Annotated in this window: 19 protein-coding genes and 1 tRNA gene; 6 read left to right on the plus strand and 14 right to left on the minus strand. The window is 68.8% G+C overall.

Annotation, left to right across the window (positions count from 1 at the left end; all coding sequences use genetic code 11):
• Positions 1-73 precede the first annotated feature (73 nt).
• The 8 genes from EES48_RS02735 to EES48_RS02770 form a co-directional block, all read right to left on the minus strand.
• Entirely contained in the window at positions 74-244 is a 171-nt protein-coding gene (locus tag EES48_RS02735; RefSeq protein WP_122464826.1) for a DNA gyrase inhibitor YacG, read from the minus strand.
• Complete coding sequence (locus EES48_RS02740; RefSeq protein ID WP_122464827.1) at positions 241-1275, minus strand: RNA-binding protein; 1035 nt, start codon at positions 1273-1275, stop codon at positions 241-243. Before EES48_RS02740 ends, EES48_RS02735 begins: the two co-directional genes overlap by 4 nt.
• Positions 1272-1880, minus strand: coding sequence for a Maf family protein (locus EES48_RS02745; RefSeq protein WP_122464828.1), 609 nt, complete (start codon positions 1878-1880; stop codon positions 1272-1274). The genes EES48_RS02740 and EES48_RS02745 overlap by 4 nt, the downstream gene beginning before the upstream one ends.
• 11 nt (positions 1881-1891) lie before the next feature.
• Entirely contained in the window at positions 1892-2110 is a 219-nt protein-coding gene (gene infA, locus EES48_RS02750) for a translation initiation factor IF-1 (RefSeq protein ID WP_122464829.1), read from the minus strand.
• Positions 2111-2230: 120 nt separating this feature from the next.
• A complete protein-coding gene (locus tag EES48_RS02755) occupies positions 2231-2695 on the minus strand; it encodes a UPF0262 family protein (RefSeq protein WP_122464830.1) in 465 nt (154 codons plus the stop codon).
• Positions 2692-3186, minus strand: a complete 495-nt coding sequence (locus EES48_RS02760) for a DUF2948 family protein (protein ID WP_122464831.1) — start codon at positions 3184-3186, stop codon at positions 2692-2694. Before EES48_RS02760 ends, EES48_RS02755 begins: the two co-directional genes overlap by 4 nt.
• Entirely contained in the window at positions 3176-4465 is a 1290-nt protein-coding gene (gene murA, locus EES48_RS02765) for a UDP-N-acetylglucosamine 1-carboxyvinyltransferase (protein ID WP_122464832.1), read from the minus strand. Before murA ends, EES48_RS02760 begins: the two co-directional genes overlap by 11 nt.
• Before the next feature lie 60 nt (positions 4466-4525).
• A complete protein-coding gene (locus EES48_RS02770) occupies positions 4526-4696 on the minus strand; it encodes a hypothetical protein (RefSeq protein WP_162997968.1) in 171 nt (56 codons plus the stop codon).
• Between the two features lie 99 nt (positions 4697-4795).
• Here EES48_RS02770 and EES48_RS02775 point away from each other — a divergent pair.
• Positions 4796-4870, plus strand: a tRNA-Thr gene (locus EES48_RS02775).
• A gap of 69 nt (positions 4871-4939) precedes the next feature.
• On the opposite strand, the gene purQ is transcribed toward EES48_RS02775, so the two are convergent.
• The 4 genes from purQ to EES48_RS02795 form a co-directional block, all read right to left on the minus strand.
• Entirely contained in the window at positions 4940-5602 is a 663-nt protein-coding gene (purQ, locus tag EES48_RS02780; protein ID WP_122464834.1) for a phosphoribosylformylglycinamidine synthase subunit PurQ, read from the minus strand.
• A gap of 33 nt (positions 5603-5635) precedes the next feature.
• Complete coding sequence (locus EES48_RS02785) at positions 5636-5866, minus strand: hypothetical protein (protein ID WP_162997969.1); 231 nt, start codon at positions 5864-5866, stop codon at positions 5636-5638.
• A 17-nt stretch (positions 5867-5883) separates the two neighbouring features.
• Positions 5884-7107, minus strand: a complete 1224-nt coding sequence (locus EES48_RS02790) for an MFS transporter (RefSeq protein ID WP_122464836.1) — start codon at positions 7105-7107, stop codon at positions 5884-5886.
• A gap of 80 nt (positions 7108-7187) precedes the next feature.
• Positions 7188-8624: a D-alanyl-D-alanine carboxypeptidase gene (locus tag EES48_RS02795; RefSeq protein WP_122464837.1), complete on the minus strand. Its 1437-nt coding sequence runs from the start codon at positions 8622-8624 to the stop codon at positions 7188-7190.
• 263 nt (positions 8625-8887) lie between these two features.
• On the opposite strand from EES48_RS02795, the gene EES48_RS02800 reads away from it, so the two are divergent.
• Both EES48_RS02800 and EES48_RS02805 read left to right on the plus strand, forming a co-directional pair.
• Positions 8888-9379 carry a phasin family protein gene (locus EES48_RS02800; protein WP_122465107.1) on the plus strand — a complete coding sequence of 164 codons (492 nt, stop codon included), beginning with the start codon at positions 8888-8890 and terminating at the stop codon, positions 9377-9379.
• Positions 9380-9542: 163 nt separating this feature from the next.
• Positions 9543-10241: a pirin family protein gene (locus EES48_RS02805; protein WP_122464838.1), complete on the plus strand. Its 699-nt coding sequence runs from the start codon at positions 9543-9545 to the stop codon at positions 10239-10241.
• Here EES48_RS02805 and EES48_RS02810 read toward each other — a convergent pair.
• Positions 10238-10960 carry an NAD-dependent deacylase gene (locus EES48_RS02810; protein ID WP_122464839.1) on the minus strand — a complete coding sequence of 241 codons (723 nt, stop codon included), beginning with the start codon at positions 10958-10960 and terminating at the stop codon, positions 10238-10240. The two genes, EES48_RS02805 and EES48_RS02810, sit on opposite strands and share 4 nt — an antisense overlap.
• A 43-nt stretch (positions 10961-11003) precedes the next feature.
• A complete protein-coding gene (locus EES48_RS02815; RefSeq protein WP_122464840.1) occupies positions 11004-11660 on the minus strand; it encodes a DUF1013 domain-containing protein in 657 nt (218 codons plus the stop codon).
• A 230-nt stretch (positions 11661-11890) separates the two neighbouring features.
• On the opposite strand from EES48_RS02815, the gene EES48_RS02820 reads away from it, so the two are divergent.
• From EES48_RS02820 to EES48_RS02830, 3 genes are all read left to right on the plus strand, one after another.
• Positions 11891-12847, plus strand: a complete 957-nt coding sequence (locus tag EES48_RS02820; RefSeq protein ID WP_162997970.1) for a beta/gamma crystallin-related protein — start codon at positions 11891-11893, stop codon at positions 12845-12847.
• A 94-nt stretch (positions 12848-12941) separates the two neighbouring features.
• Positions 12942-13661, plus strand: a complete 720-nt coding sequence (locus EES48_RS14975; protein ID WP_240623189.1) for a beta/gamma crystallin-related protein — start codon at positions 12942-12944, stop codon at positions 13659-13661.
• Positions 13662-14053: 392 nt separating this feature from the next.
• The gene (locus EES48_RS02830; RefSeq protein ID WP_122464843.1) at positions 14054-15160 is read left to right on the plus strand and encodes an S-(hydroxymethyl)glutathione dehydrogenase/class III alcohol dehydrogenase; all 1107 of its coding nucleotides are present in this window, start codon (positions 14054-14056) and stop codon (positions 15158-15160) included.
• Positions 15161-15162: the final 2 nt, after the last annotated feature.

Genomic DNA, 15162 nt, shown 5'->3' on the forward strand with positions numbered 1-15162 from the left:
CGGGGAGCGGCGTCTATAGGCGAGGCCGATTGGGCTGTCCAGCGGGCGCGGCATGGGTTTTTCGCCCGGTCCGTCAGTCCTCGCCCGGCTCATCCGTCGCGGGCGGACCGGGCACGGCGTAGCGGCCCGTGAACCAGCGACCCAGATCGATGTCGGCGCAGCGTTTCGAGCAGAACGGCCGGTAATCGGGCGCGGCGGGGCGGTCGTTGCAGATCGGGCAGAGCGGGGCGGGGCGGTCGGTCATCGCGGCGCTTCTACCACGGCCTTGCCCGGGCGCACGGTCGGATCGGCCGTCACAGCCGCGCGCGGCCCCAGACGCGCGACCAGAGGCGCGGCCGCCTCCGCCTCCTCCGGCGCGCATCGGGCCTGGAGGCGCGGCGAGGCGGTGTCGGTCAGCAGGGCGTGACGCAGCCGGCGTGTCAGGTCGATGGCCCGGGTCGTCAGGGGGCGCCGTCCGTCCGCGCCGAGCAGCCGCTCCTCGATCGGGCGCGACCCCCACGGTAGTGACAGTTGCAGGACGCCGAACCGGTTGACCGGGCCGAAGGCGACGCCGGGCCCGTCGAAGGCCGCGCGAGCCCAGCGGCCGATCTCCTCGCCGTCGTGACCCACGCCGATCAGGTCGATGGCGAGCAGCCCGCCCCAAGCCTTGAGCCGGATCAGCCGCGCGCCTTGATCAAGGCCATGTCGATTGGCCTCGCGTCGCGCTCGTCGCGCGTCGCGTCCGGGCGCCGCCGTATGGTCGATGTCCACGGCGATGAGGGCGCGCGTCCGCTCCACCGAGAGGTCGAGTCCTTGCTCGGGGAAGGCTTGGGCGGCAGCGAGCGCCTCCTCCTCGGCCTCCCAGACGGCCCGGATCGCCTCGGCTCCCGTGACCGGCGGGACGTCAGGCGCGAGGACGGCGAGCCGGTCGGCGATCGACGGCCCCGGGACCAGGATGCGAGGATCGCCTTCGGCCGGGCCCAGCCGCCGCAAGGTCGGCCCTTTATCGCCGCGCGGTTCGGCGGTGACCTCGACCTCGACCGCCTGGCCCTGTGCCAGGACCGCCGCCTTGCCGACGGCCAGGAAGCCAAACGGCTCGCCCGCGCCCAGGTCGACAAAGGCGCCGCCGGCTCCGGGGACAAGGTCGGCCACTCGACCCACCAGCCGCGCGCCCAGCCGATGCTCGGGCCGGTCGTCGTCGCGCTCGATCAGAATCCGGTCCCAGCGGCCGTCGCGGGCGATGACGGCGCGGGTTTCGCCGGGCGTTTCGTCGAGGAAGACCTCGATGGCGCTCATGGCGCGGGCGGCGGCGTCCAGCCGGCGCCGACCAGCAGGGTCATGGTCTCGTACAGCGGCAGGCCCATCACCGCCGGGTGACTGCCGACGATGCGGCGCACGAAGGCGGCGGCCGGCCCCTGGATAGCGTAGGCGCCGGCCTTGCCGCGCCAGTCGCCGGTGGCGACATAGGCGGCGATCTCGGCCTCGGACAGGGTCTTGAACGACACGCGGGTCTCGACCGCGCGGACGGCGATCGCGCCGCCGGGTCGGGCCAGCGCCACACCAGTCAGCACCCGGTGATTGCGGCCGGACAGCAGGCGCAGGAAACGCGTCGCCTCGGCCTCGTCGGCGGCTTTCTCAAGGAAACGGCGGCCCACCGCCACGACGGTGTCGGCGGCGAGGACCAGGGCATGGGGCTGCAGCGCCGCGACCACCTCGGCCTTGGACCGCGCCAGCCGGGCGGCCAGAATCGGGGCGGTCTCACCCTTTCTGGGGGTCTCGTCGATATCGGCGGGGACGACGGCGTCGGGACGGACGCCGATCTGGGCCAGGAGTTCGATGCGCCGGGGGCTGGCCGAGGCCAGGACCAGGGGCGGACGCGCTTTTAAATCAGGGCCGGTCACGGCCGCGCGCCTCAGCGGAAGCGGTAGGTGATGCGGCCCTTGGTCAGGTCATAGGGCGTCATCTCGACCAGGACCTTGTCGCCGGCCAGCACGCGGATGCGGTTCTTGCGCAGCTTGCCGGCGGTGTGGGCGATGATCTCGTGGTCGTTCTCGAGCGTCACGCGAAAGGTGGCGTTCGGCAGCAATTCGCTGACCGTGCCGGGAAACTCGAGCAGTTCTTCCTTGGCCATGCAGCCTTCTCTCGCCCGTGTGGAAACGACAACGGTCGCGCGCGCCGGGCGGGGGCGCGAGCGACAGGGTGCGGCCCTATGCCCGAAAATCAGGGGCTAGTCGAGGCTGGGAACCGCCGGTCACGCCCTGCGGGTGATGGCCACCAGCAGGGTGAACAGCTTGCGGGCCGCCTCGTGCTCCAGCGCGATCTTGCCTGCGAGCCGGGATTTGACCGCCTCGGCGCCTTCGTTGTGCAGGCCCCGCCTGCCCATGTCGACGGATTCGATGCGGCTGGCCGAGGCGCCGCGAAGAGCCTCATGATAGCTTTCGCAGATCATCCGGTAGTCGCGGATCACCGGCTTGAGCGGGGTCAGGGAAACCAGATGGCCGCGCTCGTAGTGTGGCCCAGTGACCTGCAACGCCAGCTTGGCGTCCTGGAGAGAGAGACGCAGGGCGAACGGCCCGCCCTCGGCGCCCTCGGGGCGAAAGCCGCCGGCGGCGATCAGGTCGGCGATGGCCCGCTGACGATCGCGGATGATCTCATCATTGGCGGCCGGCAGGCTGGCCGGGTCGATCTCGACGGCCTCAAGGCGATCGTCGGTCACGCCGGCTCCGGCTGGTTTTCGTCCGCGTCGTCGGCGGCATGTTTCGGTGCGGCCTTGGCCTTGTAGGGACGATCGAGGTCGGCCAGGACGGCGTCGAGACACTCGACCCGGGCGCGCAGATCGGCTCCGCCGGCGAACATCATCAGCACGTCGCCGCCCGGCGGATCGCCCGCCGCGAAGTCGATGGCTAGCAGTTCCAGCTTCAGCGGCGACTCACGCTCCAGATCCCGGCTGGACACGGCCTGGACATCGCCGAACTGCAACGCGGCCCGCACTCGCGTGCCGCCGCACTCCCAGCAGAAGCGGTCCATCGAGATGGTGAGGGTCCGGGCCTGGCGGTCCCAGCGGATATCGCCGGGCAGCATCAGGGCGTCCTGCAGCGCCGCGGAGATGATCTGCAGATCCAGTTCGTCCTCGGCCAGCAGCCGCAGTGGCTGGATCTCGCCGCCACCTGACCGCGTGGGATCGACGGCGCCGGAATCAGGGCTCATCGCTCGGCCCCTCGATCCGCGTCACCGACGCCCCGCAGTTCCCCAGCTTCTCCTCAAGCCGTTCGAAGCCGCGATCCAGGTGATAGACCCGGCTGATGGTCGTCTGACCCTCGGCCGCCAGTCCGGCGATGACCAGACTGACCGAGGCGCGCAGATCGGTGGCCATGACCTCGGCGCCCATCAGGGTCTCGACCCCCTGCACCCGCGCCTCCGAGCCGTGCACGGTGATGTCCGCGCCCAGCCGGTTCAGCTCCGGCGCGTGCATGAAGCGGTTTTCGAAGATGGTCTCGGAGAAGACGCTCTGGCCTTCGGCGGTCGTCATCAGGGCCATGAACTGGGCCTGCAGATCGGTGGCGAAGCCGGGATAGACCTCGGTGGTGATGTTGACGGCCTGGAGCCGTTGCGACGGGTCGCGGCGGACGGTCAGGCTGTTCTCGCCCTCGGTCACCTCGACCCCCGCATCGCGCAGGCGGGCGGTCAGGGCGGTCAGCAGCTGCGGCCGCACCCTGGTCAGAGTGACCTCGCCGCCGGCCATGGCCCCGGCCACAGCATAGGTGCCGGCCTCGATCCGGTCGGGGATCACCGGCCAGTCGGCGCCCGACAGGCTGGTCACCCCGGTGATGGTCAGGGTCGCGGTGTCTATCCCGTCGATCTTCGCGCCCATGGCGGTCAGGCAGCGGGCCAGGTCGCCGATCTCCGGCTCCATGGCGGCGTTGTTGAGGACCGTCGTGCCCTCGGCCAAAACAGCGGCCAGCAGGGCATGCTCGGTCGCGCCGACCGAGACGAAGGGGAAGGTGATCTCCGCCCCGCGCAGGCCGTTCGGCGCCTGGGCCGAGACATAGCCCTCCTCCAGCTCGATCGCCGCGCCCAAGGCCGACAGGGCATGCAGATGCAGATCGACCGGCCGCGCCCCGATGGTGCAGCCGCCAGGCAGGGACACCCGCGCATGACCGGTCCGCGCCACCAGCGGCCCCAGCACATTGAACGAGGCCCGCATCTGACGGACCAGCTCATAGGGGGCGAAGGTGGAGGTGATCTCGCGCGCGTTGAACAGGGTCTCGGAGCCGTCCGCGCCCTCCCGCTCGTCGACCGTCACGCCCAGCCGGCGCAGCAGCTCGCCCAGAAACCGGGTGTCGGCCAGGCGCGGCATATTGGTCAGGCGCAGCGGCTGATCGGTCAGCAGCGACGCGGCCATCAGCTTGATGGCGGAATTCTTGGCGCCGCTGATCGGGATCTCGCCGTTCAGCCGCGCGCCGCCTTGGATGGCGATACGGTCCATGTCGTCCTTCGGCCGCGTCGCCGGTTGGGAAGGGGATGAGGGAGCGGCGCGGTCGGCTATCTAGCGCGGCTCGGCCCCGTCGGAAAAGGGCGCGGCGTCGTCCGGCTGCGGCTTTTCCTTCGGCGCCTGCCCGGCCGCCTTGCGGCGGCGCAAATTGGCCCGCAGCGCCTGGGCCAGGCGGTCCGCCTTTCTGTCGGCGGCGGTTTTGTACGATGCGTCGCGGGTGCTCATGCGTGCGATCAGAGCGCCGGGAAGGTTTTCGATCAAGTCGGGGAATTTGGGGTTTCCCCCGCCGACCTCATTGGCTATAGGCCCGGTTCCTCAGATTTGGCCGCCGTAGCTCAGTGGTAGAGCGCATCCTTGGTAAGGCTGAGGTCGTGGGTTCGATTCCCCCCGGCGGCACCATCTGAAACGAAAACCCCGGTCCTCGCGGCCGGGGTTTTTGCTTTCAGCTTCCAGATTTCTCGGAGCGACTCAGGCCGCCGCCATCACGCTCTGGAACAGCGTCGCGCCGTCGGCCGAGCCGAGTTCGGCCTCGAAGGCCCGGTCGGGGTGGGGCATCATGCCCAGGACATTGCCGCGCGCGTTCTGGATGCCGGCGATGTCGGCAACCGAACCGTTCGGATTGTCGACATAGCGGAACACCACCTGGCCCTCGCCCTCGATCCGGGCCAGGGTCTCGGCGTCGGCGAAGAAGTTTCCGTCGCCGTTGCCCTGGGTCATCACCACCTCGCGCTGGCCCTGATAGCCGGCGGTGAAGCGGGTCTGGCCGTTGGCGACGGTCAGGCTGATCGGCTTGCAGACGTATTTGAGACCGGCGTTCCTCAGCAGGGCGCCCGGCAGCATCCCGGCCTCGCACAGGATCTGGAAGCCATTACAGATTCCGACGACAGCCACCCCGTCGTCAGCGGCCGCCTTCACCGCCTGCATGATCGGCGACTGGGCCGCCATGGCGCCGCAGCGCAGATAGTCGCCATAGGAAAAGCCGCCCGGCAGGACGATCAGGTTCAGGCCTGACGGCAACTCGGTGTCGCCATGCCAGACCATCTCGACACGCTCGCCGGTGGAGCGTTCGACGGCGACCTTGCAGTCGCGATCGCAGTTGGATCCGGGAAAGACGATGACGGCGGCGCTCATGGCGCGGGCCTTTAGCAGGGTTCGCGGCGGCTGTCAGTGCGCGGGTTCGACCAGTCCCAGGCGGACTTCGATGCGGTCGACACGGTCTTCCAGATGTCCGAGCCGATTGTAGATATTCCCGACATCCTGCTGGATGGCGGTCAGGTGCGTGCGGACGGCGTTCATCTGATGCTTTAGATCAACCACATCGTTGCGCGTGGCGGTCACGTCGCGCTGAACGCTCTTCAGCACCTCATAGATCAGGTCGCTGGTCACTTCGGCCATGACGCGACCATAGCAGATCAATCGACGGTGGCGAAGCGCCGACGTCTCGCGTCCAACACCGCCACGGCCCAGATCACCAGTCCGCCGACGCTGAGCGCCACACCGACCCAGCCGGTGGCGGCCAGGCCCCAGCCGGCGGTCAGGGCGAGGCCCGCCAGGAACGGCCCCAGCGCATTGGCGGCATTGAAGGCGGAGTGGTTGAGGGCCGCCGCCAGGGTCTGGGCCTCGCCGGCCACGTCCATCAGCCGGGTCTGGAGCACCGAGCCCAGGCCGCCTCCGCCACCGATCATGAAGACCACGATCAGGATCGACCAGAGATTCTGGCTGGCGGCCGGGTAGAGCGAGAGAGAGACGGCGCTCCACAGCAACAGGCCACCCGCCGCCGCCATGCCGAATCGGTCCGTGGCCCAGCCGGCCACCAGATTGCCGACCACCATGCCGAGACCGAAGACGGCGAAGACCCAGGGCAGCACGCCCGGCCCTACCTGGGTCACCGCCTCCAGGGTCGAGGCCAGATAGGCATAGACCGCGAACAGCCCGCCGAAGCCGATGGCGCCGACGCCGAGCGTCAGCCAGACCTGACCGCGTTTCAGCGCCGTCAGTTCGCGCATCGGCGTGGCGGCGCGGTTGCCGCCATCACGCGGGGCAAACAGGAAGACCAGCGCCATGGTCAGGATGGCCACGACGGCGACCCCCGCGAAGGTCCAGCGCCAGCCGAAGGCCTGGCTGGCGGCGCTGGCGATCGGCACGCCGATGACGGTGGCGATGGTCAGGCCGAGCAGTGTCGTCGACACCGCTCGTGTGCGCCAGGCCAGGGGCACGATCGCGGCGATGACCAGGGCCGCCACCCCGAAATAGGCCCCATGGGGCACCCCGGACAGAAACCTGAAGGCCAGCATCCACTCATAGGTGGGCGCCAGGGCGCTGAGGACATTGCCGACGGCGAAAAGGGCCATGAAGCCGATCAGCAGCAGCCAGCGCGGGGCCCGCGCCCCCATGACCGCCAGGATCGGCGCGCCGACCACCACGCCGGCGGCATAGGCGCTGATCACATGGCCCGCCTGGGCGGCGTTCAGCCCCAGCCCCGCCTGAAATTGCGGCAGGATGCTCATGGCCGCGAACTCGGCCATGCCGATAGCGAACCCGCCCATGCCCAGGGCGATCAGGACCAGAGCGATCTGGGCGGGTGACCGCGCGGGAACGGCGAGGCGGTCATCGAGGCAGGGAACGGCGCTTGTCATTGTGCGCCGCAACATATGTGGCGGCATGGCCGCATCAAGGCGCGGCGGCGCTCGGGTCGATCACGCCGTGTGTCTCTGCGTCAGTCCGGCTGGATCACCATGCAGGTCACCCGCCGCTCGGCCAGAGCGCCGCAGGCCGCACGGGCGGCGTCCTCGCTGAGCCCGGTGAAACGCGAGCGGTACCAGCCCGACGCCGTCTGAACCCGCGATTCGGCCGTCTCGAAGTGGCCCCGGAAGCGGCGCGCCACCTCCGTCAGCCAGTTCCGCGCCACGGCTTCGTCCTTGAAGGCGCCGACCTGCACCGACCAGCGACCACCCGCCGCCGTCGCGGCGGCGGCCCGGGTGGGACGACGCTCGGCCGCGCGGGCCTCGCCGCCGTTCAGCAGAGAGGTCAAGGTGTCGCCATTGAGGGCATTGCCGCGGTTCAGCGAGGCGGTTGAGGCCGTCGCCGCATAGGGCTGGGCCGGGCTGGCCTGAACCATGGTCGGAGCCGGGGTCGGGGCGGGTGAGGGCAGGCTGGCGTACTCCACCACATTGGGTTCGCTGTCGGAGCCGGTTCCCTCGGTCGGCGGCGCCACGCTGGTGATCGAGGCGTACTGGACCGACGACGACTCGCTGGAGATGCCGTAGCCGCGCTGTTCGAAGAAGGTCTGAGCCACCGGGATCAGTTGGCCCTGGGCGCGCAGCCGCTCGACCTCGAACCCGGTGCTCATCAGTTCGGCCACATGAGCGTTGCGGGTCGCGCTGGACCGTCCGCCCAGCACCACGGTGATCAGCCGCCGCCCGTCGCGCACCGACGAGGCGGCCAGGTTATAGCCCGACGCATTGGTGTAGCCGGTCTTGATCCCATCCACGCCCCGGCCCTGATGCAGCAGACCGTTGGTGTTGTTGTACTGGCGACCGTTGAAGTACCAGTGTTGCTGGCCAAAATAATGATAATACTGAGGAAAATCGCGCATCACGGCGCGGCTCAGCATGGCCAGGTCGCGGGCGCTCGACAGCTGACGGCTGTCCGGCAGACCGTTGGCGGTGACGAAGCGGCTGTCGGTCATGCCCAGGTCCTGGGCCTTCAGCGTCATCAGCGAGGTGAAGCGCGCCTCGGACCCCGCCACGTGCTCGGCCAGGGCCACCGCCATGTCGTTGGCCGAGCGCACCGCCAATGATCGAATCGCGTCATCGACCGTAATCGACTGACCGGCTGCGAGGCCAAGCTTGGACGGCGGCTGGCTGGCGGCGCGGGCTGAGACGATGATCCGGTCGTCCAGCTTGATCTTGCCCTGCTCCAGGGCGTCGAACACCAGATACAGGGTCATCACCTTGGTGATCGAGGCCGGATAGCGCGGCGCGGTCGCGTGGCGGGCGAACAGCACTTCGCCGCTCTCGGCGTCGATCACGATGGCCGCGTATTTCAAGTTGTCGGCCTGAGCCACCGGCGGCGGCGCGCCCGGCGTGGGAAGCGCCATCATGACGCCCAGCGCCATGAGCAGGACGAGGCCGCGACGGGCGAATGCGATCATGTGGCCGACCCTCTGATACCAAATTCTTGCGCGACTTCAGCCCCCGAGCCGCGCGCCAGACCCCACACCATGGGGATCGCCGGTTGCGGGCTGGTTAACAAGCCCTCAACGAGATTGTGAAGAGTGATCGCTGATAATATTGTGCGCTGCACAAAACCCCTTGACGACTCTTCGCACTTGCACCATATGCCCGTCATCGCCGAACAAATCCCGGCCAAGAAACACGCGGCAATGCCCGCTCTATCTCATCAGGAGTTATGATCATGGCTGACGCCACCGAAACCGTGAAGAAGACCATCGACCAAGCCACCGCCGCCGCCAAGGCGCAGTCGGAAAAAGTTCAGGCCCAGGCCGAAACCGCCCAGGCCGCCGGGACCAAGGTGTTCCGTGACGGCGTCGAGCGCTCGGTCGCCGGCCTGTCCGAGCTGAACGCCCAGGGCAAGAAGAACCTGGAAGCCATGGTCGAAGCGACCACGGCCGCTCAGCGCGGCGCCGAGGCCCTCGGCCAGCAGGCCATGGCCTACTCCAAGAAGAGCTGGGAAGAGAGCGTCTCGGCCGCCCAGTCGATCGCCCAGGCCCGCTCGGTCCAGGAAGCCATCGAACTGCAGACCAACTTCGCCAAATCGGCGATGGAAACCTACATCGCGGAAATGACCCGCATGACCGAAACCTTCACCACCTCGATGAAGGACAGCCTGCAGCCGCTGAACGCCCGCGTCAGCGCCCAGGTCGAAACCTTCCAGGCCGCCCGCTAAGGCGCTCTGACCGATCCGACGACCAAGGCCCCCGGAGCGATCCGGGGGCCTTTTTCGTTTGCCCGGGGCGCCAGGCACGGCGGGCGCCCTTTTCGCCACCGGAACTGTTACCTATATGGACGCAAAGGCCGGTTCACCCCGGCGTCCAATCGGGAGACGACAGATGATCGAGGTTCGACCCTTCGACGGCCTGGGCGGGGCCGACCACGGCTGGCTGAAGGCCAAGCACCACTTCTCGTTCGCGGGCTACCACGACCCCGCGCGCATGCACTGGGGCGCTCTGCGCGTGTGGAACGACGACGAGATCGGCCCGAAAACGGGGTTTCCGCCACACCCGCACGCCGACATGGAGATCATCACCTATGTCCGCTCCGGCGCCATCACTCACGAGGACAGCCTGGGCAACAAGGGCCGGACTCCGGCCGGCGACGTTCAGGTGATGAGCGCCGGCACCGGCATCCGCCACGCCGAATACAATCTGGAAGACGAGACCACGACCCTGTTCCAGATCTGGATCCTGCCGACCAAAACCGGCGAGGCGCCCAGCTGGGGTCAGAAGCCCTTTCCCAAGGGCGATCGGGCCGGACGGTTCGTGGTCATGGCCTCGGGCGACACTGCCGATGACGACGCCCTGACCATCCGCACCGACGGCAAGGTGGCGGCCGCGACCCTGAAGGCCGGCGAGACGGCGATCTATCCGCTGGGCGCCGATCGCAAGGGCTATCTCGTCCCGGCTGTCGGCGAGATCGAGGTCAACGGCGTCCGCGTCGGCCCCCGCGACGGCGCGGCCATCGCCGAGGAAGGCACAGTGACCGTCAAGGCGCTGTCGGACGCCGAGGTGGTGCTGGTCGACACGATCTAGCGGTCGGCCAGCAGCTCATCGACGAAGGCCGGGACGATCTGGCTGGCCAGGCCGTAACGGCCTTCGTCGAACATCTCTTGATTCAGGCTGGGCTCCAGATTCAGTTCGACCGTCCGCGCTCCGGCCCGGCGCGCCTGCTGCACGAATCCGACCGCCGGCCAGACGGCGCCCGAGGTGCCGATGGACACGAACAGGTCGCAGCGCCCCAGCGCGGCCTCGATCGTGTCCATCTCCAGCGGCAATTCCCCGAACCAGACGATGTGCGGCCTCAGCAGCCCATCCGCTGCGTGAGGGGAGGGGTGGCGCGCCTGTAGATCGTCCCGCCACTCACACACCCTGCCGCTGGCGGTGCACACGGCCTTCAGCAGTTCGCCATGCATTTGGATCAGCCGAAACCCCGACCCCGGCGACGTCCCGGCCTGCGCCCGCTCATGCAGATCATCGACATTCTGCGTGACCAGCAGGCAATCGCTTCGCCACTCCGCCGCCAGCCGGGCCAGCGCCCGGTGCGCCGCATTGGGCTGGACCTCCGCCAATTGGCGGCGTCTCCGGTTGTAGAAGTCCTGCACCAGGGCCGGATCGCGGGCGAAGGCCTCGGGCGTCGCCACGTCCTCGACCCTGTGTCCCAGCCACAGCCCGTCCGCCGCCCGAAACGTCGGCACGCCGCTCTCGGCGGAGACGCCTGAGCCGGTCAGTATGACCAGCCGGCTCAAACCCACCCCCTCCGCCCGACCACCACGCGGCGATCGGACAGCCAGGGTATCACTCGCGTCCGAATACGGATTCGGCGGTCGGCTCCGGACCCTTGGCCTCCGGTTCGGGCTCCGGCTCCGGCGCAGCCTCCGGCTCGACCGGCTGCAGAGCCGGTCCGCCCTTCTTGGCGTCGTCCCGGGCTTTCTTCTCGGCGGCCTTCCGCACGAGTTCGTCCAGCTCGACCTGACCCGTCAGGCCCAGGGTCACCGGATCGACCGGTTTGATGTTCTGCGAATTCCAGTGGGTGCGATTGCGCACGCTCTCGATGGTCGCCTTCGTCGTCCCCAGCATCTTGGCGATCTGGGCGTCGGTCACCTCGGGGTGGTTGCGCACGAACCAGGCGATGGCGTCCGGCCGGTCCTGGCGGCGCGACACCGGCGTGTATTTCGGCCCGCTCTTGGGCTTGGTCAGCAGGTCGGCGTGGCGGCTGACCACCGCGACCATGCGGTAATTCTCGTCGGCCTGGGCCTTATCCAGTTCCTCACGGGTCAGCTGGCCGCCGGTCACCGGATCGACGCCGCGAATGTCGCGGGCCACGTCGCCGTCGGCGATGCCGCGCACTTCCAGAGGGTGCAGACCGCAGAAGTCGGCGATCTGTTCGAAGCTCAGCGAGGTGTTGTCGACCAGCCAGACGGCGGTGGCCTTGGGCATCAGGATATTGGTCATGGGCGTCTTCGTCCCGTCCTTCGGTGTCTTTGGAACCGCAAGGCGCGGGGCCCGCGCCGGGTTCCGGATACGACGGCGCCCGACCTTTCGGCCGGGCGCTGATCCTTCGCCTATAGGCCCATTCGGCGGGAATGAAAACGCCCAGATAGACGACGTCGGCCCTATACAGCTCCGGTTCAGCTTCGGCATGATGTCGTTCGATGATCACCGCACGCCGGGGAGGGCGTATCATGAGGACCTTCACCACCCGCAGTCTTGTCGCCGCCACGGCGCTGGCCGCGCTCGGCCTCGCCGCCGGCGCCGTCCAGGCCCAGACCGCGACCCTCTACTGGGACTCCAACTTTCAGGGCCGCAGCCAGTCCGTGACGGGCGCCACGGCCAATCTGTCGTCGTCCGGTTTCAACGATCAGGCCAGTTCGCTGCGTCTCGAGGGTCGCTGGGAGGTCTGTGAGAACGCCAACTTCGGCGGGCGTTGCGAAACCCTGGACGGCGCGGTCCGCAATCTCTCGGACTGGGCGCTGAACGACCGTGTGTCCTCCTTGCGTCCCGTCTCCGGCCGACCCGACCGCCCGGACCGGCCCGGCCGGCCGGATCGCCCCGGCGGCGGCTGGGGCGGCGGCGGCTCGGCGACCGTCTATCGCGACGCCAACTATACGGGCGCCGAGACCCGGTTCGACGGCGAGCAGCAGAACCTCGTCGCCACCGGCTTCAACGACCAGATCAGCTCGATGCGGCTGCGCGGCCGCTGGGAGGTTTGCGCCGACGCCCGTTTCGGCGGCTCGTGCCAGATCCTGGAAGGCGACATCCGCAACCTGTCTGACTACGGCCTCAACGACCGCATCTCCTCCATGCGACCCGCCCAAGGCGGCGGCGGAGGATGGCGACCGGACCGGCCCGGCGGCGGCTGGGGTGGAGGTGACCGGGGGCCGCGCATCACCGTCTATCGCGACGCCAACTACATGGGCTCGTCGTCGGACCTGCGCGGCGAACAGCCCAACCTCTCGGCCGTCGGCCTGAACGACCAGATCAGCTCCATGCGGATGGAGGGGCGCTGGGAAGCCTGCACCGACGCCAATTTCGGCGGCCGTTGCCAGACCTTCGACGGCTCGGTCTCCAACCTGGCCAGCCAGCTGATGAACGATCAGATCTCCTCCCTCAGGCCCGTTCGCGACGGCTGGGGCTGGTAGGTCCGAAGGCCGCGATCAGCCGAGGTTCATCCGTTCTGGGTGAACCTCGGTCTCCTCTGGCGCGTTCGCGTGTCACCAGATGGAGAAACCGATCATGACCGCATCCCGAATGCTGACCGTGGCGGGACTGGCGGCGGGCCTGGGCCTGGCCGCCGCCGCCGTCTCGACCCCCACCCCCGCGGGCGCCCAGCCGATCCCGCCGGGCGACCTGGCCTCGCGCTGCAGGGACCTGGATTACCGCGATGGCGCCTGGCAGGGCTACTGCCGCGACGCCCGCGGAGAATGGCGCTGGACCACCGTGCGCAGCAGCTCCAGCAGCTACAGCAGCTACAGCAGCGGCGGGTACGGCGACAACCGCTATGACCGGTACGACGATCGCTACGGGGACCGCTACGACCGCGATGACCGCTGGGACGATCGCTATGACCGCGACGATCGGTATGGCGGCAACTACAGCTACGGGGGCGGCTACGGGAGCGGCTACGGCTATGGCTCCGACTACGGTTATGGATCGGGCTACGGCGGCGGCTGGAATTCGGGGTCGAACTGGGGTGGCGGCTCCGACTCGATCACCGTCTATGAGGACCGCGGCTATCGCGGCCGGTCGATCACCCTGCGTGGCGCCGTGCCGAACCTCGACAACTCGGGCCTGAACGACCGGATCAGCTCGATCCGGGGTTCGGGCTCGTGGGAGCTGTGCACCGACGCCTATTTCCGGGGCGACTGCCGCGTCTTCCCGGGCAATCTCGGTGACCTCGACCGCACCAACTTCAACGACAAGGTCAGCTCGCTGCGTCCGGCCGGCCGCTGGTAGGGCCGTTGCGGGAGGCGGCGCGCCGTCGTCTCCCGCACCTCGCCTGTTCCCCCATTTCGAGGCTGACGGCCTCGCCCCGCAAGGCGTAGGGCGGGGCCAGCGTCACAATCGCCGACCCCCACTGGATGTGCGCCATGATGGGCTAATGACCATGGGGCTCAGAACAGGCCGGCGGCAGACGCTGTGGACCCCGATCCAGGCGGAGTCCAACGCCCATGTTTGGGCGGAGATGGCGCAAGCAGCTGATATCGCGGCGTATCGTTCCGCGATCTGCAGACGAGTTGGACTCCTGGACTCAAATTTATTTGGGCGATCGTCGGGCCGCGCGCACTTGAATCCGGGCTCCGTCTGCGCGACGCCTCGGGCGCTGTCGTGAAGCCAGGAGCCTGCCCATGAAAACCCGCGCCGCCGTCGCCTTTGAGGCCAAGAAGCCGTTGGAGATCGTCGAGGTCGACCTCGAGGGTCCCAAGGCCGGCGAGGTGCTGGTCGAGATCAAGGCCACCGGCATCTGCCACACCGACGCCTACACCCTGGACGGCCTCGATTCAGAGGGCATCTTCCCCTCGATCCTGGGCCACGAGGGCGCCGGCGTGGTGGTCGAGGTCGGGCCGGGCGTGACCAGCGTCGCCGTCGGCGATCACGTCATTCCGCTGTACACGCCCGAATGCCGCCAGTGTAAGTCATGCCTCAGCCGCAAGACCAACCTGTGCACCGCCATCCGCGCCACCCAGGGCAAGGGCCTTATGCCCGACGGCACCAGCCGCTTCAGCTACAAGGGCCAGGCCATCGCCCACTACATGGGCTGTTCGACCTTCTCGAACTACACCGTCCTGCCCGAGATCGCGGTGGCCAAGATCCGGCCCGACGCACCCTTCGACAAGGCCTGCTACGTCGGTTGCGGCGTGACCACGGGCGTGGGCGCGGTGGTTAACACCGCCAAGGTCGAGCCGGGCGCCAACTGCGTCGTGTTCGGCCTGGGCGGCATCGGGCTGAACGTCATCCAGGGGCTGAAAATGGTCGGGGCCGACATGATCGTCGGCGTCGACATCAACAACGACAAGGAGGAGTGGGGCCGCCGCTTCGGCATGACCCACTTCGTCAATCCCAAGGACGTGTCGGACGTCGTCGCCCATCTGGTCGAGCTGACCGGCGGCGGGGCCGACTACACCTTCGACTGCACCGGCAACACCACGGTGATGCGTCAGGCGCTGGAGGCCTGCCACCGCGGCTGGGGCGAAAGCATCGTCATCGGCGTGGCCGAGGCGGGCAAGGAGATCGCCACCCGTCCATTCCAGCTGGTCACCGGCCGGGTCTGGAAGGGCTCGGCCTTCGGCGGCGCGCGCGGCCGCACCGACACGCCGCGCATCGTCGACTGGTACATGGACGGCAAGATCGAGATCGACCCCATGATCACCCACACCCTGCCGCTGGAGCGCATCAACGAGGCGTTCGACCTGATGCACGCGGGCGAGAGCATCCGGTCGGTCGTCGTGTTCTGAGG

Origin of the sequence: Brevundimonas lutea, from assembly GCF_003704105.1 — a bacterium.
Classification (GTDB): domain Bacteria; phylum Pseudomonadota; class Alphaproteobacteria; order Caulobacterales; family Caulobacteraceae; genus Brevundimonas; species Brevundimonas lutea.